At 55.4% G+C, this 26,110-nt stretch carries 17 protein-coding genes and 1 pseudogene; 12 read left to right on the top strand and 6 right to left on the bottom strand.

What is annotated here, in order from left to right; translation table 11 throughout:
- Window positions 1-74 precede the first annotated feature (74 nt).
- Window positions 75-227, bottom strand: a pseudogene (locus tag ACLJPQ_RS12780) (PLP-dependent transferase); the annotation flags it as partial.
- Window positions 228-599: 372 nt separating this feature from the next.
- Here ACLJPQ_RS12780 and ACLJPQ_RS12775 point away from each other — a divergent pair.
- Complete coding sequence (locus ACLJPQ_RS12775) at window positions 600-707, top strand: type I toxin-antitoxin system toxin Ldr family protein (protein ID WP_001537650.1); 108 nt, start codon at window positions 600-602, stop codon at window positions 705-707.
- Window positions 708-788: 81 nt separating this feature from the next.
- Here the strand turns inward: ACLJPQ_RS12775 and bcsG are convergent, their stop codons facing one another.
- From bcsG to bcsE, 3 genes are read right to left on the bottom strand one after another with little or no spacing between them, the layout of a single operon-like run.
- On the bottom strand, window positions 789-2,468 hold the full coding sequence (gene bcsG, locus ACLJPQ_RS12770) for a cellulose biosynthesis protein BcsG (RefSeq protein WP_000192022.1): 1,680 nt from the start codon (window positions 2,466-2,468) through the stop codon (window positions 789-791).
- Window positions 2,465-2,656: a cellulose biosynthesis protein BcsF gene (gene bcsF / locus ACLJPQ_RS12765; protein ID WP_000988321.1), complete on the bottom strand. Its 192-nt coding sequence runs from the start codon at window positions 2,654-2,656 to the stop codon at window positions 2,465-2,467. The genes bcsG and bcsF overlap by 4 nt, the downstream gene beginning before the upstream one ends.
- Complete coding sequence (gene bcsE / locus ACLJPQ_RS12760; RefSeq protein WP_001205769.1) at window positions 2,653-4,224, bottom strand: cellulose biosynthesis c-di-GMP-binding protein BcsE; 1,572 nt, start codon at window positions 4,222-4,224, stop codon at window positions 2,653-2,655. The genes bcsF and bcsE overlap by 4 nt, the downstream gene beginning before the upstream one ends.
- Before the next feature lie 244 nt (window positions 4,225-4,468).
- On the opposite strand from bcsE, the gene bcsR reads away from it, so the two are divergent.
- The 9 genes from bcsR (at window position 4,469) to ACLJPQ_RS12715 (ending at window position 20,325) form a co-directional block, all read left to right on the top strand.
- Window positions 4,469-4,672 (top strand): cellulose biosynthesis protein BcsR, encoded by a 204-nt coding sequence (bcsR, locus tag ACLJPQ_RS12755; protein ID WP_000282616.1) that lies wholly within the window; start codon window positions 4,469-4,471, stop codon window positions 4,670-4,672.
- Window positions 4,673-5,425, top strand: coding sequence for a cellulose biosynthesis protein BcsQ (gene bcsQ, locus ACLJPQ_RS12750; protein WP_076933327.1), 753 nt, complete (start codon window positions 4,673-4,675; stop codon window positions 5,423-5,425).
- The gene (gene bcsA / locus ACLJPQ_RS12745) at window positions 5,422-8,046 is read left to right on the top strand and encodes a UDP-forming cellulose synthase catalytic subunit (RefSeq protein WP_058653081.1); all 2,625 of its coding nucleotides are present in this window, start codon (window positions 5,422-5,424) and stop codon (window positions 8,044-8,046) included. Before bcsQ ends, bcsA begins: the two co-directional genes overlap by 4 nt.
- A 10-nt stretch (window positions 8,047-8,056) precedes the next feature.
- Window positions 8,057-10,357 carry a cellulose biosynthesis cyclic di-GMP-binding regulatory protein BcsB gene (gene bcsB, locus ACLJPQ_RS12740; RefSeq protein ID WP_000823812.1) on the top strand — a complete coding sequence of 767 codons (2,301 nt, stop codon included), beginning with the start codon at window positions 8,057-8,059 and terminating at the stop codon, window positions 10,355-10,357.
- Between the two features lie 3 nt (window positions 10,358-10,360).
- Window positions 10,361-11,470, top strand: coding sequence for a cellulose synthase complex periplasmic endoglucanase BcsZ (bcsZ, locus tag ACLJPQ_RS12735; protein ID WP_000988806.1), 1,110 nt, complete (start codon window positions 10,361-10,363; stop codon window positions 11,468-11,470).
- Complete coding sequence (gene bcsC / locus ACLJPQ_RS12730) at window positions 11,452-14,994, top strand: cellulose synthase complex outer membrane protein BcsC (protein WP_001225183.1); 3,543 nt, start codon at window positions 11,452-11,454, stop codon at window positions 14,992-14,994. The genes bcsZ and bcsC overlap by 19 nt, the downstream gene beginning before the upstream one ends.
- A 173-nt stretch (window positions 14,995-15,167) precedes the next feature.
- Window positions 15,168-17,174 carry a biofilm formation regulator HmsP gene (hmsP, locus tag ACLJPQ_RS12725; protein WP_001266356.1) on the top strand — a complete coding sequence of 669 codons (2,007 nt, stop codon included), beginning with the start codon at window positions 15,168-15,170 and terminating at the stop codon, window positions 17,172-17,174.
- A 157-nt stretch (window positions 17,175-17,331) separates the two neighbouring features.
- Window positions 17,332-18,618, top strand: a complete 1,287-nt coding sequence (gene dctA, locus ACLJPQ_RS12720; protein ID WP_000858228.1) for a C4-dicarboxylate transporter DctC — start codon at window positions 17,332-17,334, stop codon at window positions 18,616-18,618.
- Window positions 18,619-18,837: 219 nt separating this feature from the next.
- The gene (locus ACLJPQ_RS12715) at window positions 18,838-20,325 is read left to right on the top strand and encodes a M16 family metallopeptidase (protein ID WP_001163186.1); all 1,488 of its coding nucleotides are present in this window, start codon (window positions 18,838-18,840) and stop codon (window positions 20,323-20,325) included.
- Window positions 20,326-20,378: 53 nt separating this feature from the next.
- Here the strand turns inward: ACLJPQ_RS12715 and ACLJPQ_RS12710 are convergent, their stop codons facing one another.
- Window positions 20,379-21,308, bottom strand: a complete 930-nt coding sequence (locus ACLJPQ_RS12710) for a sugar kinase (RefSeq protein ID WP_000037576.1) — start codon at window positions 21,306-21,308, stop codon at window positions 20,379-20,381.
- 228 nt (window positions 21,309-21,536) lie between these two features.
- Here ACLJPQ_RS12710 and pdeH point away from each other — a divergent pair, with 228 nt between their 5' ends.
- Together pdeH and ACLJPQ_RS12700 are read left to right on the top strand one after the other, a co-directional pair.
- Complete coding sequence (gene pdeH, locus ACLJPQ_RS12705; RefSeq protein WP_080184969.1) at window positions 21,537-22,304, top strand: cyclic-guanylate-specific phosphodiesterase; 768 nt, start codon at window positions 21,537-21,539, stop codon at window positions 22,302-22,304.
- Window positions 22,305-22,413: 109 nt separating this feature from the next.
- On the top strand, window positions 22,414-24,474 hold the full coding sequence (locus tag ACLJPQ_RS12700; RefSeq protein ID WP_017441623.1) for an AsmA family protein: 2,061 nt from the start codon (window positions 22,414-22,416) through the stop codon (window positions 24,472-24,474).
- Between the two features lie 39 nt (window positions 24,475-24,513).
- Here the strand turns inward: ACLJPQ_RS12700 and ACLJPQ_RS12695 are convergent, their stop codons facing one another.
- Window positions 24,514-25,836 (bottom strand): MFS transporter, encoded by a 1,323-nt coding sequence (locus ACLJPQ_RS12695; RefSeq protein ID WP_080184970.1) that lies wholly within the window; start codon window positions 25,834-25,836, stop codon window positions 24,514-24,516.
- Window positions 25,837-26,110 lie beyond the last annotated feature (274 nt).

Below are 26,110 nucleotides of genomic sequence, written 5' to 3'. Positions count from 1 at the left end.
GCTGCCTATAACCAGGCTATAGTGCCTTGATACCCGATGCGGCAAACCGGTGACAGCGGTTCGCCGAGCAATCGTCAGAATGCTGCTTTTCTGCTGGCGCGTTCAAGGTCATGAATAATATCGTCGGGATCTTCAGGTCCCGCTGAAAGACGGATAAGTTCGTCGGTAATACCTGCTTTTAGCCATTCCTCTGGCGCAACAGGCGAATATGTCATAGACGCAGGATGCTGAACGAGGGTTTCGGTATCACCGGGACTGGCCGCGAGGAGGCATAATTTACAGAATTGAGCGGCTGACTGCCAGCCTCAGAAATGCTGAATGTATTCTGGCAAATAAAAGTAATCGTCTGCGAAGCGTCACGCAGATTGCACGTTAGCGCCGTGCCGGGACGGGGATTTTGCCGTAATATCAGCAGCAAGCCGGGTTTACCCGGTGAGGCGCAATGTTGCGGGGGCTTGATCCCCGGCGGCATAGGTTGCTGGATAGAGAAAACCCCCGCACGTTGACTGGTATAAACCTGGCAACCTGACGGGGGCTAACTTGAACCTCAACACATCAAGGATAGCCGCGAACGGTTGCCATTGCAACAAGGCGGCTATATGACGCTTACGCAGTTGGGCGTGGCCTTCTGGCACGATCTGGCGGCGCCGATCATTGCTGGCATTATCGCCAGTGTGATCGTCAACTGGCTACGTGACAGGAAGTAACGCGTTTTGAGCGTCTGTCCGCCGTAATGGCAACATGCGCCCGAACCAGGCCGCAGGGGAAACCTTGCGGCCTTTTTCGGTTTACTGCGGGTAAGGCACCCAGTCGCCGCCATTCAGACGAACGTAGGGCTTACCCTGGTACTGAATCACCACCGCATTAGCGTTTTCTGAAACCGGCGCGGTTTGCGGCAGATTGCTGGTCAGCTTGTTCCAGTTCACACTGTCTTCGGTAAAGAGCTTACCGTCCACGGCGCGTACGACCAGTTCGGAAATAGCCAGGTAGCTGCTCGGCTGGTTAATATCAATCGGCGCGCCCTCATGCGGGGCTTTCATGCCAAAAAATTTCACGCCCGCCGGGACGTTAGTGATGGAGGGGCTGGGAATATCGCGCAGGCCTGAGATCTGCATTCTGTCGCCCTTCAGCGCGCCGCCGTGCTCCGGTACGACGACTACCATCACCTTACGCCCGGATTTCTCCAGTTCGGTAAAGAAGGCGTCCAGTTCATCGAACAGTTTCTGCGCGCGGATTTTATAATCCGCCGTTTTGCTGACGCCGGGGAAATGGTTGCCATCGTGCAGCGGCAGCAGGTTAAAGAACGTCGCGGAACGGGAATTGGCTTCACGTTCTTCCCCTGTTAACCAGCGGTTCAGGACCGCCAGATCGTCATATACCGGCGAGCCGTCGAATGACAGCAGGGCGGTTGGCAGGCCGGACTGGTTCATCAGTTCGCTCTGCATACCGCCGTTTTCGCGAACTTCTTTCAGGAAGCCGCCAAATTCACCGTTATGATCCATCATCAGATGCTGAGTAAAGCCCAGTTTCGCCAGATTATCAAACAGATAACATTCATTATCGGCTGGTTGATAAAGTCGGGTATGCGATGGTTGACCGCAGCTGGCGCGCAGCAGACGAATGGCCGCCGGGCCGCTGTAAGACGTACCGGAATTAAAGTGTTTAAACAAAATGTCAAAGTGCGACCATAGCGGATGTGACATCAAGCCTGCCGCTTCGACATCCGACCAGGAGAGCGAACAAATATTGATGACCAATAGGTCGAACGGCTGCGCATCAGGCGGAAGCTGCGCCGGGAACGTCGTTTTCCGCTTTTCTTCCGCGGCATAGAAGGTGTTCAACCAGGCGTTCAGATTCGCGGTCGTCGGCGGCGCGGTTTGCGCAGGCATATCGCCGATGACCGGCTTATCGCCCGCTGTCGCGACGGTAGCGGCCGCATTACCGCCAGTCGTCGTCACCGTATCGGTTGGCTGGCCTGCCGGCCACAGCGTAAAAACCGGGCCGGTTAATGTCAGGACATTCAGCCATACCATGATGGCGACCACAAACACCGTGACCCGAATCCACTGTGATAAAAAAAGCCAGGCAACCAGCAGTACGAAGATGGCGCCGATCATTTGCCAGTTAATAAAACGGGCGATCAGATCGAGCAGATAACCGGAGCTGAATTCCGCCACCTGCGTCCCCTGGCTCATAATGCTTTGCGGGCCGGGCAGCCAGGTATCATGCCAGAACAGCGCGAAGCCGACGGGAATGGCAATCCAGTGGCGCAACCGGTGAAGGCGATACTTTGGTATTGGCATGAGCAGAAACGCCATGAATACCAAATTCAGTAAAGGATGAAAATTCAGATAGCCTGCCCACAGCAGGCCAAACTTGACCAGAAAATAGAAGTTCCAGCCGGAAAGACCGCGCCAGTACTGCCAGAGCGGAGAAGGCATTGAAGGAGTTTGAGTATGCTGAGTCATTTTTTGTCTGCCTTGACTTTCGTAGCGCGGCGCAGAGTTCCGGCTGGTTTTACATAACGAGGTTTGGCAAATAGCAGCCGGGTTGTATCACTGATACGGCGTAGCGAATGACGCGCCAGATACCCCAGCGGAAAGAAAATCAGCGCGCAAAAAAGAATAATTTGCACGATATCGCTGATGGTCATCATGATGCACGCTCCGCGGTGTCGTCGAGCAATCGCAGGGGTTCAGGAATACGACGCCAGATGCGGCCATCGTGTTCGGCATTTATTACCGGGTCGGCGCGTTTTGCCAGCGGTAGCGGCGTTCCCCACAGTTCCGGCGACAATAAGCGCATCTGCACCAGCTCGGCGCTGATTTGTTTATCTTCGAACCAGACCATACGATTAGAGAAAATATCGCCCGTCGGCAAAGGGAAAATATGGTTTAACGCGGTATCCAGATCGTTGACCCGGCAGAATGATAAAAACAGCACCAGACGGTTGCCGCCGATGGTCATAATATCGCCGGTTCGGCTTGGCCGACATAATGTTAACGCCTGCTCAACCCGAATGCCCGGCACCGGGCGCAGCGCGACCAGAACGCCTTTCCCGTCGGCGGGGAGCAGGGTGTTGCTCATCATCGTATGGATGGCATCGCAGAAGATATCCCACGGCTGAAAACCGCGCAGTTTCAACGGCTGCGTCATTGACAGTAGCGTGGTGATGTCTTCCGGTACGTAACGGCTGAACTGCTGTCCCTGCACGCTTTCAATAAGCGTCAGGCAGCGTGAAAGCGGGGCGTTCCAGGGAATGATCATATTCGCGCCGCAGCCCAGCAGCAGGCGCTCATCGGTGGCGCGCAAACTGGCGATATTTTCGCGCACGACAATTTTCAGCGCGCTTCCCCGCTGGCGTCGCAAAGTATGAATGCGACGAGCAAGCGGCTCGATTTGGTTGTTCTGTGTAAGCGAAAAAATAATTGTCGCGGCCTGCGCCGTGCGCGCGTCGTTGAATAGCGCTTCGTTATTGTCGAAAAGCGTCCAGTGTTCCGAGAGCGGCGGCGCGCCTTCAAGGACGGCGACGTGGCTAAGAATGCGTTTTTCATCGCTACGCGGCTGAATTGCCGTCTCCTCCTGATGGGATAGCGTCCAGCGTTCGTCCTGCTGACACAGCAATAACTGCTGTCGGGCGCTGACGCCTTTTTCGTTACACCAGAAGGCAATATCGAACAAATGTTGGTCGCCCTGAAAACGTAAACTGGCGAGGCCGAAAAGTGAGCGATACTCGCCCATCAACAACGAGGACTGTTTATCGCTATTATTACAAGGGTTAATAACCAACAATGAACAGTGATGAAAACGAGTCCATTTATTCATTTTTTCCAGCCATTTATGCAGGCTTTCTGACGTTATATTCCGCCACGTGTTATTTGCACAAATAAGAATGAAAAAGTAATGCGTCGGGTTAACAGAACAAAGCAAATCGTGGGGCAAAGAGTATAGCCCTTTTTCTGAATCCGGCATGGTAAATAAGCGGATTTTCTCCGGACCGTGAGATTCATCTAATTTGATTACTTTGCCAGGATCGCCTTCCATGCCGATGACGGCGACATTTGCATTCTCCGTTTGTGACGCAATCGTTTGATTCACCAGGCTGATGGCATCTTGCTGGCGATCGGCGTTAACCCACCAGACGCCGCCGGTTGGCATATGGCGCAGTTCATCCCATAATGATGAGATGCCGAGAGAAAATACGGGGTCCACAGTGTCCCTCATGTCACTATTTTAACTGTTTATCAGTTTACTAGCGAAAGCACAGAAATAAACCTAACATTGAAATTAAAACGCATCAGATTTAGCATGTGAATCAATTTGTCCGGCAGGATGCCCTGTAACTCTGCGCTTTGCATTTTTACACATTATAAATGATGTCACGGAAAGATGAAAAATGTGCGTTCTCCCGTATTGACGACGGGGCGTAATGCTGCCAGTGAGAAATATTTAAAAAGGAGCAACCAGAATGTATAACAATGAACCTGGCGCTCAGTCCGATCCAACGTTGGGCTACACTTTTCAAAATGATTTTCTGGCATTAAGCCAGGCGTTTTCACTACCCGAAATAGATTACACCGATATTTCCCAACGCGAACAGTTGGCGGCGGCGATTAAAAGATGGCCGCTCCTGGCTGAATTTGCGCAACCACATTCATTAAGGAAGCCATGAATGGCGATTCTGGGACTGCAGGGCGTGCGCGGCGGGGTGGGAACCACATCTCTCACCGCAGCACTCGCCTGGGCGTTACAAATCTTAGGGGAAAATGTCCTGGTGATTGACGCCAGCCCCGATAACCTGCTGCGCATGTCGTTTAACGTCGACTTCGTCCATCAGGGCGGTTGGGCGCGATCGTTGCTGGACGGCCAGGACTGGCGCGATGCCGGATTACGTTATACCTCGCAGCTTGATCTACTGCCGTTTGGACAGCTCACCGCGCAAGAGCGGGAAAATCCGCAGTCCTGGCAGGAGACGCTGGGAGAGATCGGATCGGCTATCCAGGCGCTGAAAGCGAGCGGGCGTTATAGCTGGATTTTACTGGACTTGCCCTACGGCGCGTCACCGCTGACAGGGCAGCTGGTGAGCCTCTGCGACCATACGCTGGCGATAGCCCAGGTTGACGCTAACTGCCATATTCGCCTTCATCAGCAGGCGTTGCCTGCCGGAGCGCATATTCTGATCAATGACTTACGCATTGGCAGTCAGTTACAGGACGATCTGTACCAGGTCTGGCTGCAAAGCCAGCGCCGGTTGCTGCCCATTGTGATCCATCGCGATGAGGCGATGGCGGAGTGCATGGCGTCGAAACAGCCGTTAGGCGAATATCGCAGCGATTCGTTAGCTGCCGAAGAGGTGTTAACGCTGGCGAACTGGTGCCTGCTGCATGATGCGGGCGACAAAACGTCCGCCGGGAGCCTGCGATGAGCGCCCTTTCCCGGTGGCTGCTTATCCCGCCGGTTAGCGCGCGTTTGAGCGAGCGCTATCAGGGTTACCGCCGCCACGGCGCGTCGCCGTTTAGCGCAGCGCTCGGCTGCCTGTGGATGATTCTGGCGTGGATAGTGTTTCCGCTTGAGCATCCGCGCTGGCAGCGTATTCGCGACGGGCATAAAGCGCTTTACCCGCATATTAACGCCGCCCGCCCGCGCCCGCTGGACCCGGCCCGCTACCTCATTCAGACCCTCTGGCTGGTGATGATCTCGTCGGCTAAAGAACGTCATGAACCGCGCTGGCGGTCATTTGCGCGCCTGAAGGACGTTCGTGGACGTTACCATCAATGGATGGATACCTTACCGGAACGGGTGCGCCAAAAGACAACGCATCTGGAAAAGGAAAAAGAGCTGGGACATCTTAGCAACGGCGCCCGGCGTTTTATTCTGGGCGTTATCGTGACCTTTTCACTGATACTGGCGCTGATCTGTATTACGCAGCCATTTAACCCGCTATCGCAATTTATCTTTCTGCTGTTGCTGTGGGGCGTTGCGCTGTTGGTACGACGTATGCCGGGACGCTTTTCCGCGCTGATGCTCATCGTGCTGTCGTTAACGGTCTCCTGTCGTTATATCTGGTGGCGCTATACCTCGACGCTAAATTGGGACGACCCGGTCAGTCTGGTGTGCGGGCTGATTCTGCTGTTTGCGGAAACCTACGCCTGGATTGTGCTGGTGCTGGGGTACTTCCAGGTGGTGTGGCCGTTAAATCGTCAACCGGTGCCGTTGCCGAAAGAGATGTCGCAGTGGCCGACGGTGGATATTTTTGTACCGACCTATAACGAAGACCTTAATGTGGTCAAAAATACCATTTACGCTTCGCTTGGCATTGACTGGCCGAAGGACAAGCTGAATATCTGGATCCTTGATGACGGCGGGCGCGAATCATTTCGTCAGTTTGCCCGGCATGTTGGCGTGCATTACATTGCCCGCGCCACGCACGAACATGCCAAAGCCGGCAACATCAACAATGCGCTAAAACACGCGAAAGGCGAGTTTGTGGCGATCTTCGATTGCGACCATGTGCCGACACGCTCGTTTCTGCAAATGACAATGGGCTGGTTCCTGAAAGAAAAACAGCTGGCGATGATGCAGACGCCGCATCATTTCTTCTCCCCGGACCCGTTTGAGCGCAACCTGGGACGTTTTCGTAAAACGCCTAACGAAGGCACGCTGTTTTACGGACTGGTGCAGGACGGTAACGATATGTGGGACGCCACTTTCTTTTGCGGATCGTGCGCGGTGATTCGCCGTAAGCCGCTGGATGAGATTGGCGGTATCGCCGTTGAGACGGTGACGGAAGATGCGCATACTTCGCTCCGGCTGCACCGGCGAGGTTATACCTCAGCGTATATGCGCATTCCGCAGGCGGCGGGGCTGGCGACGGAAAGCCTGTCGGCGCATATCGGGCAGCGTATTCGTTGGGCGCGGGGCATGGTGCAAATTTTCCGCCTCGATAACCCTCTGTTTGGTAAAGGCTTAAAACTGGCGCAGCGGCTGTGCTACCTCAACGCGATGTTCCATTTCTTGTCCGGCATTCCGCGCCTGATCTTTCTGACCGCGCCGCTGGCTTTTCTGCTGCTGCACGCCTATATCATTTATGCGCCTGCGTTGATGATTGCGCTATTTGTGATACCGCACATGGTCCACGCCAGCCTGACTAACTCGAAGATTCAGGGCAAGTATCGTCACTCTTTCTGGAGTGAAATCTATGAAACGGTACTGGCATGGTATATCGCACCGCCGACTCTGGTCGCGTTGATCAATCCGCACAAAGGGAAATTTAACGTCACGGCGAAAGGCGGGCTGGTGGAGGAGAAGTACGTCGACTGGGTAATCTCGCGTCCGTATATCTTCCTTGTCTTGCTTAACCTGCTCGGCGTGGCGGCGGGCGTATGGCGATACTATTACGGGCCGGAAAATGAAACGCTGACCGTCATCGTTAGCCTGGTGTGGGTCTTCTATAACCTGGTCATTCTCGGCGGCGCGGTTGCGGTTTCGGTAGAGAGTAAACAGGTCAGGCGCGCGCATCGGGTCGAGATTGCCATGCCGGGGGCCATCGCCCGCGAAGATGGACATTTGTTCTCCTGTACCGTACATGACTTCTCCGACGGCGGGTTAGGCATCAAGATCAACGGTCAGGCGCAGGTGCTGGAAGGGCAGAAAGTGAATCTGTTGCTTAAACGCGGGCAGCAGGAATATGTCTTTCCAACGCAGGTGGTGCGCGTAACGGGCAATGAGGTCGGGCTACAACTGATGCCGCTCACCACCAAACAACATATTGATTTTGTGCAGTGTACCTTCGCGCGCGCCGATACGTGGGCGCTTTGGCAAGATAGCTTCCCGGAAGATAAACCGCTGGAAAGCTTGCTGGATATTCTGAAGCTGGGCTTCCGCGGATATCGCCACCTCGCGGAGTTCGCGCCGCCTTCAGTAAAAGTAATTTTCCGATCGTTGACGGCGTTAATTGCCTGGATTGTATCGTTTATTCCGCGTCGCCCGGAGCGGCAAGCGGCGATACAGCCGTCGGATCGGGTTATGGCTCAGGCTCAACAATGATGATAATGCGATGAAAAGAAAATTGTCCTGGATGTGTGCGGCGGTAATAGGATTAAGCGCGTTTCCTGCTTTCATGACGGCGGCGGCGCCTGCTACGCCGCCATTGATAAATGCTGAACCCACCGAGCCTGCGCCGTCGCCCGCAACTGAGGCGCCCGTCGTGGCGCAAACCGCGCCTTCGCGCGAGGTCAAGCTGACCTTTGCGCAAATCGCGCCGCCGCCGGGCAGTATGGCGCTGCGTGGCGTTAACCCTAACGGCGGCATTGAATTTGGTATGCGCAGCGATGAAGTGGCGTCGAAAGCGGTGCTGAATCTGGAATATACGCCCTCGCCGTCGCTCCTGCCGGTTCAGTCGCAGCTCAAGGTTTATCTCAATGATGAACTGATGGGCGTACTGCCGGTGACAAAAGAGCAGTTGGGGAAAAAGACGCTGGCGCAGGTACCTATCAATCCGCTATTTATCACCGACTTTAACCGGGTGCGGCTGGAGTTTGTCGGCCACTATCGCGACGTGTGTGAAAACCCGGCCAGCAGTACTCTGTGGTTAGACATCGGGCGAAATAGCGCCCTGGATCTGACCTATAACATGCTGGCGGTGAATAACGATCTGTCCCACTTCCCGGTGCCGTTTTTTGATCCGCGGGATAACCGTCCGGTGACGTTGCCGATAGTGTTTGCTGATATGCCTGATCTGGCGCAGCAGCAGGCGGCTTCTATTGTCGCGTCCTGGTTTGGCTCGCGGGCGGGCTGGCGCGGTCAGCGCTTCCCGGTGTTGTATAATCACCTGCCGGATCGCAATGCGATCGTGTTCGCCACCAACGATCGACGCCCCGATTTCCTGCGCGATCATCCTGCGGTTAACGCGCCGGTTATCGAGATGATGAGCCATCCGGATAATCCGTATGTGAAGTTGCTGGTCGTGTTTGGCCGTGATGATAAAGACCTGTTGCAGGCGGCAAAAGGTATCGCGCAAGGGAATATTCTCTTCCGTGGTTCCAGCGTGGTGGTCAACGATGTAAAACCGCTGCTGGCGCGCAAACCGTATGATGCGCCGAACTGGGTGCGTACCGATCGCCCGGTCACTTTTGGCGAGCTGAAAACCTATGAAGAGCAGCTCCAGTCGAGTGGGCTGGAGCCGGCGCCCATCAACGTTTCTTTGAATCTGCCGCCGGACCTCTATTTGCTGCGTAGCAACGGTATTGATATGGATCTCAACTACCGTTATACCTCGCCGCCGACCAAAGACAGTTCACGGCTGGACATCAGTCTGAATAACCAGTTCCTGCAAGCCTTTAGTCTTAACAGCACGCAGGAAACTAATCGACTCCTGTTGCGCCTGCCGGTACTTCAGGGACTGCTGGATGGTAAAACGGATGTGTCTATTCCGGCGCTCAAACTGGGGGCGATGAACCAACTACGTTTTGACTTCCGCTACATGAACCCGATGCCGGGCGGGTCGGTGGACAACTGTATTACCTTCCAGCCGGTACCGAATCATGTGGTGATAGGGGATGACTCCACTATCGATTTTTCGAAATATTACCACTTTATCGCGATGCCGGATTTACGCGCGTTCGCCAATGCGGGTTTCCCGTTCAGCCGGATGGCCGACTTGTCTGACACGCTGGCGGTGATGCCGAAGACCCCAACCGAAGCGCAAATGGAAACGCTGCTGAATACGGTCGGCGCCATTGGCGGGCAGACCGGTTTCCCGGCAATTAATCTGACCATCACCGATGATAGCGCTCAGATAGCCGACAAAGACGCCGATCTGCTGATTATTGGCGCTATTCCGGGCAAGCTAAAAGACGATAAGCGTATCGATCTGTTGGTGCAGGCGACACAAAGCTGGGTAAAAACCCCGATGCGGCAGACCGCTTTCCCGTCGATTATGCCGGATGAGGCCGATCGCGCGGCGGATGCGCAGTCCACCGTCACCGCCAGCGGCCCGATGGCGGCGGTGGTGGGCTTCCAGTCGCCGTTTAATGATCAGCGCAGCGTGATTGCTCTGCTGGCTGACAGCCCGCGCGGCTACCAGCTACTGAACGACGCCGTGAACGACAGCGGTAAACGCGCCGCGATGTTTGGTTCCGTGGCGGTGATCCGCGAGTCCGGCGTTCACAGTCTGCGCGTTGGCGATATCTATTACGTCGGACATCTGCCGTGGTTTGAGCGGCTGTGGTATGCGCTGGCGAATCACCCGGTGCTGCTGGCGGTACTGGCGGCCCTCAGTGTGGTATTACTGGCGTGGGTATTGTGGCGTCTGCTACGTATTCTCAGTCGCCGTCGTCTCGACCCTGACCATGAGTAACGCATGATGACTATGCTGCGCGGATGGATAACGATGATCGTCATGCTGACGGCAATAAATGCGCAGGCGGCCTGTAGCTGGCCTGCGTGGGAACAGTTCAAGAAAGATTACATTAGCCAGCAGGGACGCGTTATCGATCCGGGCGATGCGCGAAAAATTACCACCTCCGAAGGGCAAAGCTACGCCATGTTCTTTGCCCTGGCAGCGAACGATCGACCGGCGTTCGCGCAACTGTTTAACTGGACGCAAAACAATCTGGCGCAGGGATCGCTGCGCGAACATCTGCCCGCCTGGCTGTGGGGGCAAAAAAATCCCGACACCTGGTCGGTGCTGGACAGCAACTCCGCGTCCGACGGCGATATCTGGATGGCATGGTCGCTGCTGGAGGCCGGTCGTCTGTGGAAAGAGACGCGTTATACCGAGGTGGGCACGGCGTTGCTAAAACGCATCGCCCGCGAAGAGGTCGTGAATGTGCCGGGGCTGGGCTCAATGCTGCTACCTGGCAAAATCGGCTTTGCCGAGGCGAATAGCTGGCGTTTTAACCCAAGCTATCTGCCGCCGCAGTTGGCGCAATACTTTAGCCGTTTTGGCGCGCCGTGGTCGACGTTACGGGAAACCAATTTGCGGCTTTTGCTGGAAACCGCGCCGAAAGGTTTCTCGCCGGACTGGGTGCGTTATGAAAGCAAGCAAGGCTGGCAGTTGAAAGCGGAAAAGACGCTGATCAGTAGCTACGATGCGATTCGCGTCTATTTATGGGCGGGAATGATGCATGATGGCGATCCGCAAAAAGCGCGTTTACTGGCGCGATTTAAACCGATGGCGACGTTAACGATGAAAAACGGCGTTCCACCGGAGAAAGTGGATGTCGTCAGCGGGAACGCGCAAGGGACGGGGCCGGTCGGGTTTTCCGCCGCCTTACTGCCTTTCCTGCAAAATCGCGACGCCCAGGCCGTGCAGCGACAGCGGGTCGCAGACCATTTTCCTGGCAGCGATGCCTATTACAACTATGTGCTGACTCTCTTTGGCCAAGGCTGGGATCAGCACCGTTTTCGCTTCACCGTCAAAGGTGAATTATTACCTGACTGGGGCCAGGAATGCGTAAGTTCACGTTAAGTCTCATGCACGCTTTTTTGCCGGCTGGCGGTCGAAACGCCTTACCTGGCAAAAGGGGCGTTTCTCGGGCATTGTTGGGTTTATCGCTTGGTATGGCGATAACACCGCTTGCCGGCGCAGCGACCTCCGCGCAGCAACAGTTGCTGGAGCAGGTTCGGCTGGGCGAGGCCACGCACCGTGAGGACTTAGTCCGTCAGTCGCTCTATCGCCTGGAGCTGATCGACCCCAATGATCCACAGGTTATCGCCGCCCGTTTCCGCTATCTGTTGCGCCAGGGGGACAGCGACGGGGCGCAGAAGCTACTTGACCGGCTGGCGCAACTGGCGCCGGAGTCGACGGCGTATCAATCTTCCCGCACCGCGATGCTGCTCTCCACGCCACAAGGACGTCAGTCTTTGCAGGAGGCGCGTTTACTGGCGACGACCGGCCATACTGAACAAGCGATCGCCAGCTACGACAAGCTGTTTAAAGGTTATCCGCCGGAGGGCGAACTGGCGGTCGAATACTGGACGACCGTGGCGAAATTGCCCGCCCGCCGTCACGAAGCGATTAACCAGCTACAGAAAATCAATGCCGTCAGTCCGGGTAATAACGCTCTGCAAAATGCGCTGGCGCAACTGTTGTTCGCCAGCGGGCGGCGCGATGAGGGATTTGCGGTGCTAAAACAGATGGCGAAATCCAGTACGGGACGCAGCGCGGCCTCCGCCATCTGGTACCAGCAGATAAAAGATCTCCCGGTGAGCGACGCCAGCGTAAAAGCGTTGCAAGACTATCTGACGCAGTTTAGCGAAGGCGATAGCGTGTCTGCCGCCCGCGCCCAGCTTAGCGAGCAGCAAAAACAGTTAGCCGATCCGGCGTTCCGTGCGCGCTCGCAGGGCATCGCGGCGGTTAATGCCGGAGAAGGCGGTAAGGCCATTGCGCAATTGCAGCAGGCGGTGAGCGCCCGGCAGGACGACAGCGAGGCGGTCGGCGCGCTGGGGCAGGCATACTCACAGCGTGGCGATCGCGCCCGCGCCGTCGCGCAGTTTGAAAAGGCGCTGGCGATGGCGCCGCACAGCAGCAGCCGCGATAAGTGGGAGAGTCTGCTGAAGGTCAATCGCTACTGGCTGTTAATTCAGCAGGGCGACGCGGCCTTAAAAGCGAATAATCTGGCCCAGGCGGAGCGTTTCTATCAGCAGGCGCGAGCGGTGGATAACACCGACAGCTACGCGGTGCTGGGGCTGGGGGATGTGGCGATGGCGCGCAAAGATAATGCCGCCGCCGAACGTTATTATCAGCAGACGCTGCGTATGGACAGCGGTAATACCAATGCTGTACGCGGGCTGGCGAATCTTTATCGCCAGCAGTCGCCGCAAAAAGCCGCCGCGTTTATCGCTTCTCTTTCCGCCAGCCAGCGGCGCAGTATCGACGATATCGAACGCAGTCTGGAAAATGACCGTCTGGCGCAGCAGGCGGAAACGCTGGAAAGCGAGGGCAAATGGGCGCAGGCCGCAGAACTGCACCGTCGTCGGCTGGCATTAGATCCGGGGAGCGTGTGGGTGACGTACCGACTGTCACGCGATCTGTGGCAGGCCGGGCAGCACGCCCAGGCCGATGCGCAAATGCGCTCTCTGGCGCAGCAGAAGCCAAACGATCCGGAACAGGTCTATGCTTATGGGCTTTATCTTTCCGGCAGCGATCGGGACCGGGCGGCGCTGGCGCATCTCAATACCCTACCGACCAGCCAGTGGAACAGCAATATTCAGGAACTGGCGGGCCGATTGCAAAGTAACCAGGTGCTGGAAAGCGCTAACCGCTTGCGCGATAGCGGCAAAGAACGCGAAGCGGAAGCGTTGTTACGTCAGCAGCCGCCCTCTACGCGCATTGCGTTAACGTTGGCGGACTGGGCGCAGCAGCGTGGCGATAATGCGGCGGCCCGCGCCGCTTATGACGCCGTTCTGGCGCGGGAACCGGGTAATGTCGATGCCATGCTGGGGCGGTTGGAAATCGACATCGCACAGGGCGATAACGCCGCGGCGCGCGCTCAACTGGCGGCGCTGCCTGCGTCGCAAATCACCTCTCTTAACATGCAGCGCCGCGTCGCGCTGGCGCAGCTCCAGCTTGGCGATATCACGGCGGCGGCGCGGACCTTTAACCGCATTACGCCGCAGGCAAAAGCACAGCCGCCATCAATGGAAAGCGCAATGGTATTGCGTGACGCCGCCGCTTTTCAGGCGCAAACGGGCGAGCCGCAGCGGGCGCTGGAGACCTACAAAGAGGCAATGGTCGCCGCGGCGATTACGCCGGTTCGTCCCCTGGATAACGATACCTTTACCCGCCTGACGCGCAATGATGAAAAAGATGACTGGCTAAAACGCGGCGTGCGTAGCGATGCGGCGGAGTTGTACCGTCAGCAGGATCTCAATGTCACGTTGGCGCACGATTATTGGGGATCGAGCGGGACTGGCGGTTACTCCGATCTGAAGGCGCATACCACGATGCTTCAGGTGGATGCGCCCTGGTCGGACGGACGGGCGTTCTTTCGTACTGATATGGTGAATATGGATGTTGGCCGTTTCTCTACGGATGCGGACGGAAAATACGATAATAACTGGGGTACCTGTACGCTGGAGAAATGCAGCGGACATCGTAGCCAGGCCGATACGGGCGCGAGCGTGGCGGTCGGCTGGCAGAATGAGACCTGGCGCTGGGATATCGGCACGACGCCGATGGGCTTTAATGTCGTTGATGTGGTCGGCGGCGTCAGCTATAGCGACGATATCGGGCCGTTGGGTTATACCCTGAACGCGCATCGTCGCCCGATCTCCAGTTCGCTGCTGGCGTTTGGCGGGCAAAAGGACGCCAGCAGCAATACCGGCACCAAATGGGGCGGCGTGCGGGCCAACGGCGGCGGCGTCAGTCTCAGCTATGATAAAGGCGAAGCAAACGGTGTCTGGGCGTCGCTCAGCGGCGACCAGTTGAGCGGTAAAAATGTGGAAGATAACTGGCGCGTGCGCTGGATGACCGGTTATTACTATAAGGTGATTAACGAGAATAACCGCCGCGTTACCGTCGGGCTGAATAACATGATCTGGCATTACGACAAAGATTTGAGCGGTTATTCACTGGGTCAGGGCGGTTATTATAGCCCGCAGGAATACCTGTCGTTTGCGGTGCCGGTGATGTGGCGGCAGCGTACGGAAAACTGGTCGTGGGAGCTAGGCGGCTCGGTATCCTGGTCGCACTCCCGCAACCGTACCATGCCGCGTTATCCGCTGATGAATTTGATTCCGGCGGATTATCAGGAGGATGCGCGTGACCAGACCAACGGCGGCGGCAGCAGCCAGGGATTTGGCTATACCGCGCGGGCGCTCATTGAACGCCGGGTCACTGCCAACTGGTTTGTGGGTACGGCTGTCGATATTCAGCAGGCGAAAGATTATACCCCCAGTCATCTGCTGCTGTATGTCCGTTATTCCGCGGCGGGCTGGCAGGGGGATATGGATTTACCGCCGCAGCCTCTGGTGCCTTACGCTGACTGGTAATCATTGCGTCAGGCCTACGAATTGACAGGCGTCGTAGGCCTGAGAAGCGCAGCGCCATCAGACGCTATCATTAACCGTTATTCAGAAAAGTCCTTTTCAGATACAGCCTCTCTTAATGCCGCTGCAATCGGGTATACTCAGGCGGCAGTCCGGGATATCCAGGGAGAGTCAATTTGCGCGTCAGCCGCTCGTTAACAATTAAACAGATGGCAATGGTTGCGGCCGTTGTCATGGTGTTTGTTTTTGTCTTTTGCACCGTTTTGTTGTTCCATCTGGTACAGCAGAACCGCTACAACACGGCTACGCAACTGGAAAGTATCGCGCGATCTGTTCGGGAACCTCTTTCTTCCGCGATTCTAAAAGCGGATCTCCCCGGCGCGGAAACCATTCTGGAAAGTATTAAACCTGCGGGCGTGGTGAGTCGCGCCGATGTGGTATTGCCGAATCAGTTCCAGGCGTTGCGTAAGCGCTTCATTCCTGAACGCCCCGTCCCGGTTATGGTGACGCGTCTCTTCGAACTGCCGGTACAAATTTCTTTACCGGTTTATTCGCTGGAGCGTCCCGCCAATCCGCAACCGCTGGCCTACCTTGTATTGCAGGCGGATTCGTACCGTATGTACAAGTTCGTCATGAGCGCGCTCTCTACGTTAGTGACCATTTACTTACTTCTATCGCTGATCCTGACGGTGGCCATCGCCTGGTGCGTAAACCGCCTGATTGTGCATCCGCTGCGCAAAATCGCCCGCGAGCTGAACGACATTCCGCAGCAGGAGCTGATCGGACATCAGCTGGCGTTGCCGCGTCTGCATCAGGATGATGAAATTGGGATGCTGGTGCGCAGCTATAACCTCAACCAGCAGCTTATGCAGCGTCAACGCGAGGAGCAAACGGACAACGCGATGCGTTTTCCGGTTTCCGAGCTGCCCAATAAAGCCTTTTTAATGGCGCTGCTGGAACAGGTTATCACCCGCCAACAGACCACCGCGCTTATCATCGTGACGTGCGAAACGTTGCGTGACACGGCAGGCGTGCTGCAAGAAACGCAGCGGGAGATTCTATTACTGACGCTGGTTGAGAAGCTGAAGTCGGTGCTGGCGCCGCGCATGGTGCTTACGCAGGTCAGCGGGTATGACTTCGCCATTATCGCCCACGGCGTTAAAGAGCCGTGGCACGCCATTACATTAGGTCAGCAAATACTCACTATCATTAATGAACGACTGCCCATCCAGGGTATTCAACTGCGCCCAAGCTGCAGTATTGGCATTGCGATGTATTATGGCGATCTGACCGCCGAAGAGCTCTATGGTCGCGCCGTCTCCGCCGCCTTTACCGCGCGCCGAAAAGGTAAAAATCAGATCCAGTTCTTTGACCCGGCGCAGATGGAGGCCGCTCAACAGCGCCTTACCGAAGAGAGCGATATCCTTACCGCGCTGGATAACCATCAGTTTGCCATTTGGCTGCAGCCGCAGGTCGAGATGCGCAGCGGCAACGTATTAAGCGCCGAAGCCTTGTTACGTATGCAACAGCCGGACGGTAGCTGGGAATTACCAGATGGGCTGATTGAGCGCATTGAATCCTGCGGCCTGATGGTCACGGTGGGCCATTGGGTGCTGGAAGAGTCCTGCCGCCAGCTTGCCGCCTGGCAGGAGCGCGGCGTGACATTGCCGCTCTCCGTCAATCTTTCCGCATTACAGCTCATGCACCCTGGCATGGTGTCGGAGCTGCTGGAATTGTTAAACCGCTATCGTATTCAACCGGGTACGCTGATTCTTGAGGTCACTGAAAGCCGCCGTATCGACGATCCGCACGCTGCCGTCGCTATCTTACGTCCGTTACGTAATGCTGGCGTGCGTATCGCACTGGATGATTTTGGCATGGGTTACGCGGGGCTGCGCCAGTTACAGCATATGAAGTCGCTACCGGTCGATATCCTTAAAATTGATAAAATGTTTGTCGATGGGTTACCAGATGATCACAGTATGGTGACGGCGATTATCCTGATGGCCCGCAGTCTTAATTTACAATTGATTGCCGAGGGCGTGGAGAACGAGGCGCAACGCGCGTGGCTGGAACAGGCTGGAGTCAACGTCGCGCAAGGCTTCCTGTTTGCTCGGCCCGTTCCCGCGGATATCTTTGAAGAACGGTATCTGTCGCACGAAAATCCTGATTACAAAAGTTAAAAAAGGTCGCGCTTGTGCGAGCCAGCTCAAACTTTTTAACATTTTTGTTTCAATTATGATCCTGGCGCATTTCTGTCATGTTGTGTGGGTGTTATTTTAAGGCCGCAGGTTACTCATAACCTTACAAGACCTGTGGTTTTTACTTCAAGGACACCCTATGAAAACCTCTCTGTTCAAAAGTCTTTATTTTCAGGTCCTGACAGCAATCGCCATTGGTATTCTCCTTGGCCATTACTATCCTGAACTGGGCGCACAAATGAAACCGCTTGGCGACGCGTTCGTTAAGCTCATTAAGATGATCATCGCTCCTGTCATTTTCTGTACTGTCGTGACGGGCATCGCAGGCATGGAAAGCATGAAGGCGGTGGGCCGTACCGGCGCGGTCGCGCTGCTTTACTTTGAAATTGTCAGTACGATTGCGCTGATTATCGGTCTTATCATCGTCAACGTTGTGCAACCTGGCGCCGGGATGAACGTCGATCCGGCAACGCTGGATGCGCAGGCGGTGGCCGTTTATGCCGCACAAGCCAAGGAGCAGGGCATTATTGCCTTCCTGATGGATGTCATACCGGGCAGCGTGATCGGCGCGTTTGCCAGCGGCAACATTCTGCAGGTCTTATTGTTTGCGGTGTTGTTTGGTTTTGCGCTGCACCGTTTGGGCAGCAAAGGCCAGCTCATTTTCAATGTGATTGAGAGTTTTTCGCAGGTCATTTTCGGCATCATCAATATGATCATGCGCCTGGCGCCGATTGGCGCATTCGGCGCGATGGCCTTCACCATCGGTAAATACGGCGTCGGTTCTCTGGTGCAACTGGGGCAGCTCATTATCTGCTTCTATATCACCTGTATTCTCTTCGTGGTGGTGGTGCTGGGGACGATTGCACGGGTAACGGGCTTTAGCATTTTTAAATTTATTCGCTATATCCGGGAAGAATTACTCATTGTGCTCGGCACCTCCTCTTCCGAGTCAGCGTTGCCGCGTATGCTCGATAAGATGGAAAAACTGGGGTGCCGTAAGTCGGTGGTAGGGCTGGTGATCCCGACGGGGTATTCGTTCAACCTCGATGGCACCTCTATCTACCTGACGATGGCGGCGGTGTTTATCGCCCAGGCGACCAACAGCCATATGGATATCTTCCACCAGATAACGCTGCTGGTCGTGCTGCTGCTCTCGTCAAAAGGCGCCGCAGGCGTGACCGGAAGCGGCTTTATTGTGCTGGCGGCCACTATCTCCGCCGTGGGCCATTTACCGGTTGCGGGACTGGCGTTAATCCTTGGTATCGACCGCTTTATGTCCGAAGCGCGCGCGCTGACTAACCTGGTGGGTAACGGCGTGGCGACGGTGGTGGTTGCCAAATGGGTGAAAGAGTTAGATCACCAAAAGCTGGACGATGTGCTTAATAATCGTGCGCCGGATGGCAAAACGCACGAAATTTCCTCCTAATCTCGCCACTTATGCCCGTAGTCCCTTCCAGGACTGCGGGTGTTTGCGCATAATTGACCCCTGCGCCCAAAGCATACAGCATGATGCTTAGGGATTATTTCACTTCTTCCGTGACATTTTTAGGTTCTCGCGGTCTAACACGAAGTGTTTTTACGTCATATTCAGGCATCCCTGCCGGGGCTGTCTTTTTATTACCAGGATTGTTGATCAGGGGTTCACATGCAGGGCACAAAAATTCGACTCTTAGCGGGCAGTCTGTTGATGTTGGCCTCTGCCGGCTATGTGCAGGCAGATGCGCTCCAGCCCGATCCGGCATGGCAACAGGGGACGCTGGCTAATGGGTTACAGTGGCAAGTGTTGGCTACGCCTCAGCGCCCCAGCGATCGTATTGAAGTTCGTCTACAGGTTAATACCGGTTCGCTCACCGAAAGTACGCAACAGAGCGGGTTCAGCCATGCGATTCCCCGTATCGCGCTGACGCAAAGCGGTGGTCTGGATGCCGCACAGGCACGTTCTTTATGGCAGCAAGGGTTTGATCCGAAACGTCCCATGCCGCCCGTTATTGTTTCTTATGATTCCACGCTCTATAACCTCAGTTTACCCAATAACCGTAACGATCTGCTGAAAGAAGCGCTGACCTATCTGGCTAACGTCTCCGGTAAATTAACCATTACGCCAGAGACGGTGAATCATGCGTTAAGCAGCGAAGATATGGTTGCGACGTGGCCAGCAGATACTAAAGAGGGCTGGTGGCGTTATCGGCTGAAAGGGTCGGCGTTATTGGGGCACGATCCCGCGGAACCGTTAAAGCAGCCGGTAGACGCAGCCAAAATTCAGGCTTTCTATGAAAAATGGTACACCCCGGATGCCATGACGCTGATTGTTGTCGGCAACATTGATGCGCGCTCCGTCGCCGAGCAGATCAATAAAACGTTCGGTACGCTGAAAGGTAAACGCGAAACGCCCGCCCCGGTGCCGACGCTTTCGCCGCTGCGGGCGGAATCAGTGAGCATTATGACCGATGCGGTGCGCCAGGATCGTCTCTCCATTATGTGGGATACGCCGTGGCAACCGATTCGCGAGTCGGTGGCGCTGTTGCGCTACTGGCAGGCGGATCTGGCGCGCGAAGCGCTGTTCTGGCATATCCAGCAAGAGCTTACTAAAAATAACGCGAAAGATATTGGTCTGGGGTTTGACTGCCGGGTTCTGTTTCTGCGCGCGCAGTGCGCCATCAACATTGAATCACCTAATGATAAGCTCAATACCAATTTGAGTCTGGTGGCGAATGAACTGGCGAAAGTACGCGATAAAGGTTTGTCGGAAGAGGAGTTTACTGCGCTGGTGGCGCAGAAAAATCTCGAATTGCAAAAGCTGTTCGCGACCTACGCGCGTACCGATACTGACATTTTGACTGGACAGCGTATGCGCTCGCTGCAGAATCAGGTGGTGGATATCGCGCCGGAGCAGTATCAGAAGCTGCGCCAGAATTTCCTCAACAGCCTGACCGTCGATATGCTCAATCAGAATCTACGTCAGCAGCTATCGCAGGAGATGGCATTAATTTTGCTGCAACCGCAAGGCGAGCCGGAATTTAATATGAAGGCGTTAAAGGCGACGTGGGATGAAATCATGATCCCGACTACTGCCGCCGCTGTTGAAGCAGATGAGGCGCATCCGGAAGTGACGGAGACACCGGCGGCACAGTAAGCTGCCGCCTGTCGGCCCGGTAAGCGCAGCGCCACCGGGCAAGAGCGAATGACTTACTGCGGCATCGCGTCGTGCGGAATAATGGCCCCACGGTACTGAATCACCGTGCTGGCCGTCAGGTGTCCGCGCTTCGCTGCATCCGTCGCGCTGCCGCCCGTCAAACGAACGGCCAGATAACCGGCGCTGAAGGAGTCGCCTGCGGCAGTGGTGTCTATCACTTTCTCTTTCGGCAGTTTCACTGCCGGAACGTCAATGAGCGCCTCGCCCTGAATCGAGACCAGGCAAGAGTCCGCCCCGCGTTTTACCACCACTTCCTGCACGCCTGCCACATGGGTGCGGGCAATGACCTTTTCCACCGGTTGTTGACCCCATAGCGCGTCTTCATCGTCCAGTGTCAGGAAGGCGATATCAGTACATTCCAGCATCTTTTGATAGACCTGCTGCGTTTCTTCGCGACTTGTCCATAAACGCGGGCGATAGTTATTATCAAAAATAACTTTCCCGCCGTTGGCCCGGCATTCACGCAATAAAGACAGCAGCTTATCACGGCTGGTCGGGCTTAAAATCGCGAGGCTAATGCCGCTCAGGTAGAGATAATCGAAGGTCGCCAGCGCCTCGCAGATAGCCGCTGACTGCTCGCTCTCCAGCCAGAATTTCGCTGCCGCTTCGTTACGCCAGTAGTAGAAGGTACGCTCGCCAGTATCATCGGTTTCGATGTAATAGAGGCCTGGCAGGCGATTTTCCATCCGCTGCGTTAGCGAGGTATCCACATTTTCATGCTGCCACGCCTCCAGCATCTGTTGGCTGAAACTGTCGGTACCCAGCGCCGTCACATAGTGAACGGCCAGAGCGGCAGAATCGACCTGACGGGCAATATAAACGGAGGTATTCAGCGTGTCGCCGCCGAAGCCGCGCTGAACATCAGCGCCTTTCTGCGACAGCTCAATCATGCATTCGCCAATCACGGCAATCTTTTTAGACATAGTCGTGAACCTGATCTGTAAAAATTAGCGTTAGTGTGCGCTGTGGATGTTTAGTGGTCAATAATATTAAAACATCGGTCCATTATTTTTTTGAGCAAGTGCGTATTTTTGACAAGTTTCGGGGTCTGTTTTTATTTTGCCAGGGACCGAGGGTAAAGTTCTCTGCCTGAACGCCGATAACCTTTGACGAGTCCGGACAGTCACACTCCCATTAACAGGACAACTGAGATGATAAAGCAGGTTATCCAGCAGCTACGCGTTCCTGATGCAGGTATAGAGAATTTGCAGGAACGGCGCTATTGGCTGCAATGCGAGCGTGCCTATACTTACCAGCCGATATACCAGACGAATGGCCGTCTGATGGCGGTTGAACTTCTCACTGTCGTCACCCATCCTGATAACCCTTCCAGACGTATTGCCCCGGATCGTTATTTCGCGGAGTTAGCGGTTCGACACCGCATTGACGTAGTGAAAGAACAACTTCATCAGCTTGAACAAAAAGCGGATTTTTTCACTCGCCATCACTTATTGGCATCGGTCAATGTCGACGGCCCTACGCTGATTGCCATGCGACGACAGCCGGACATTCTGGCAGCGATGGAGCGCTTACCCTGGCTGCGTTTCGAACTGGTGGAACATATTCGTTTGCCGAAAGACTCCTCTTTCGCCTCGATGTGTGAGTTCGGCCCGCTGTGGCTGGATGATTTTGGTACAGGCATGGCCAATTTTTCAGCGCTGAGCGAAGTGCGTTATGACTACATTAAAGTGGCGCGCGAGCTGTTCGTCATGCTGCGTCAGTCCGCGGAGGGACGCAACCTGTTCACTCTGCTGCTGCAACTGATGAACCGCTACTGCCGCGGCGTTATTGTCGAGGGCGTGGAGACGCTGGAAGAGTGGCGTGATGTGCAGCGTTCGCCCGCCTTTGCCGCCCAGGGCTATTTTCTTTCTCGACCCGTGCCGCTGATATCGCTCGAAGAGGTGATTCTGACCCTGTAACGCCAGACTGTTCCCGTAATACGTGGTATTACGAGGCGCGGTCATCCTCCTTTTTCGTCTGGCTGAACTATCTTTAGGACAGGCAAGGGAAGAAGTGAGGAAATAACACATGACTAAAGCAGGCAAAATAACCGCCGCCATCACAGGGACTTTCTTGTTGTTGATCGTCATAGTGATTTTGTTGATCGCAACATTTGACTGGAACCGCCTCAAACCGACCATCAACCAGAAAGTCTCTACCGAATTGAACCGGCCTTTCGCTATTCGCGGCGATTTAGGCGTGGTGTGGGAACGCCAAAAACAGGAGACTGGCTGGCGAAGCTGGGTACCGTGGCCGCATGTTCACGCGGAAGATGTCATTCTCGGCAATCCGCCGGATATTCCGGAAGTTACGATGGTACATCTGCCACGCGTTGAGGCGACGCTTGCTCCGCTGGCGCTCCTGACCAAAACCGTCTGGCTGCCGTGGATCAAACTGGTGAAACCCGACGCGCGTCTTATTCGTCTGTCCGAGAAAACCAATAACTGGACCTTTAACCTCGCGCAAGACAAGAATACGGACCCCAATGCTAAACCTTCCGCCTGGTCCTTCCGGCTGGATAATATTCTCTTCGACCAGGGGCGAATCGCGATCGATGATAAGGTCAGCAAGGCGGATATCACTATTCTGATCGATCCGTTAGGCAAACCGTTGCCGTTCAGCGAAGTGACGGGAACGAAAGGCAAAGCAGACAAATCCACCGTGGGCGACTATGTCTTCGGCCTGAAAGCGCAGGGGCGTTATAACGGGGAACCGTTGACCGGTACGGGCAAAATAGGCGGTATGCTGGCGCTACGCAGCGAAAGTACGCCTTTTCCTGTGCAGGCCGATTTCCGCTCTGGCAACACGCGGGTGGCTTTTAGCGGCGTGGTGAACGAGCCGATGAAAATGGGCGGCGTCGATCTGCGGCTTAAATTCTCTGGCGATTCACTGGGCGATTTATATGATTTAACCGGCGTGCTGCTGCCGGATACGCCGCCGTTTGAGACCGATGGGCGACTGGTGGCGAAAATTGACGCCGAAAAGTCATCGGTATTTGATTATCGCGGTTTTAACGGGCGCATTGGCGACAGTGATATCCACGGCTCCCTCACTTATACCACCGGTAAACCGCGCCCTAAACTGGAAGGCGATGTCGAATCGCGCCAGTTACGACTGGCCGATCTTGGGCCGCTGATTGGCGTGGATTCCGGGAAAGACGTTGAGCAGTCGAAACGGTCTGAACAGCGCAAAGGCGAGAAGAATGTTCAGCCGGCGGATAAAGTGTTGCCTTACGATCGCTTTGAAACCGACAAATGGGACGTCATGGACGCCGATGTCCGGTTTAAAGGCCGACGTATTGAGCATGGCGGCAGTCTACCGATTAGCGATCTTTCGACCCATATCATCCTGAAAAACGCCGACTTACGTCTACAGCCGCTGAAGTTTGGTCTGGCAGGCGGCAGTATTGTCTCCAACATCCATCTGGAAGGGGATAAAAAGCCAATGCAGGGGCGGGCGGATATACAGGCGCGTCGGCTGAAGCTTAAAGAACTGATGCCGGATGTGGAACTGATGCAGAAAACGCTGGGCGAGCTGAACGGCGATGCGGATATTCGCGGGACGGGCAACTCGGTCGCCGCGCTGCTTGGCAACAGTAACGGCAATCTGAAATTATTGATGAATGATGGATTGATTAGCCGCAACCTGATGGAAATCGTGGGGCTGAACGTCGGCAACTATATTGTCGGGCAGATTTTTGGCGATGACGAAGTGCGGGTTAACTGCGCGGCGGCGAATCTCAATATTGCGAACGGCGTGGCGCGACCGCAAATTTTTGCTTTTGATACAGAAAATGCGTTGATTAACGTGACCGGTACGGCGAGCTTCGCCTCTGAACAGCTCGATTTAACCATTGATCCGGAAAGTAAAGGGATTCGTATTATTACGCTGCGATCGCCGCTGTACGTGCGCGGGACATTTAAAAATCCGCAGGCGGGCGTCAAGCCCGGCCCGCTGATTGCGCGCGGCGCGGTTGCGGCAGCGCTGGCGACGTTGGTAACGCCCGCCGCCGCGCTATTGGCGCTCATTTCGCCCTCTGAAGGCGAAGCCAATCAGTGCCGGACGATTTTAACGCAGATGAAGCAGTAACGTGAAACGTAGCGCCGGATGATGCCATCCGGCGCCCTATTACAACGCCTGATGACGCGTCTCATGGGTTAATAGCAGTGCAATCAGCGTCAGCGCCGCCATTGACGCCAGGTAAACCCCTACCGCCGCCAGCCCGTAGTGGCTTTGCAGCCATGCGGCAATATACGGCGCGACGGAAGCGCCCAGAATCGATGACACATTGTAGGAAAACGATGCGCCGGTATAGCGCACTTCCGTCGGAAATAGCTCCGGCAGCAGCGCTCCCATTGGGCCGAAGGTCAGCCCCATCAGGCTCAGGCCTAACAACAGGAACACGAATACCAGCGCTGGATTGCCTGAACCCAGCAGCGGGGTAAAGGCGAACAACGCGAAGAGAATGATGAGCGTGGTAATGATGACCATGCTTTTCCGACGACCAAATGCGTCCGCCAGCAGGCCGGCGACGGGCACCATCACGCCGAAACCAATCACCGCCATCATCAGCATCCACAGTATTTCATTGCGCGGCAAGCCAAGCCCCACCGGCGCGGCGGCAGTGCTGTAAGTCATGGAATAGACGGTCATGATATAGAACAGCGTGTAGGTCGCCAGCATGATAAACGTGCCGAGAATGGTTACGCGGACATGCTTCGTCAGCAACGTGCCCAGCGGTATTTTTACCTGCTTTTTCGCTGCGGCGACTTTCGCAAACACCGGCGTTTCATGCAGAGACACGCGCACATACAGGCCGATAATCACCAGCACCGCCGAGAAGATAAACGGCACGCGCCAGCCCCAGCTCATAAACTGCTCGTCGGTCAGCAGCCAGGAGAGCAACAGGAAGGTGCCATTGGCAAAAAAGAAGCCGATCGGCGCGCCCAACTGCGGGAAGGAGCCATATAGCGCGCGTTTGCGCGGCGGCGCATTCTCCGTCGCTAATAACGCTGCGCCGCCCCATTCGCCGCCCAGCCCCAGTCCCTGACCGAAACGCGCCAGCGCCAGCAGCAGCGGCGCGAAAATACCTATCGTCGCGTAGCCCGGTAACAGACCGATAATGACCGTGGAGATCCCCATCGTCAGCAGCGAAGCCACCAGCGTGACTTTGCGGCCTACCCGGTCGCCGAAGTGGCCGAATAGCGCAGAGCCAACCGGACGCGCCACAAACGCGATAGCGAAGGTGGCGAGCGATTGTAGCGTTGCCGCAGTGGGATCGCCCTGGGGGAAGAAGATAAGGGGGAACACGATCACCGCAGCGGTGGCGTAAATATAGAAGTCGAAGAACTCAATCGCGGTGCCGATAAGCGAGGCAATAACGACTTTATTGCGTGAGTTTACCGGAACATGTTCCTGCTCATGGTCGAGTGTTGTGGCGGTTGCTTGCATACTATTTTCTTATTTTTAGCGAACGAATAGCCATATTACGCACAGCAAAAGTTATATTTCAATGTGTAACAAAAGCCAAAAATGGTCAAAAAAAGCGCAAAAAGGGGATAATGTTTAAGCCAGCCATTTTGCGTCTATGAAATGCTTCACATAATTTTAGAATTGGTGGATAAAACTGGTTTCGGGTTAAATAAAAGTTAATTACTGGATTTATATGCTGAAACAATGAGATGAGGCGGAAGGACGTGCCTGATTGTACCGCCGGGTACGCTTT

The sequence above is a fragment of the Salmonella sp. SAL04213 genome, assembly GCF_046550535.1.
GTDB classification, from domain to species: Bacteria; Pseudomonadota; Gammaproteobacteria; order Enterobacterales; family Enterobacteriaceae; genus Salmonella; species Salmonella enterica.
The sequence above is the reverse complement of the archived record's forward strand: the minus strand, read 5'-3'. Positions and strand labels throughout refer to the sequence as shown.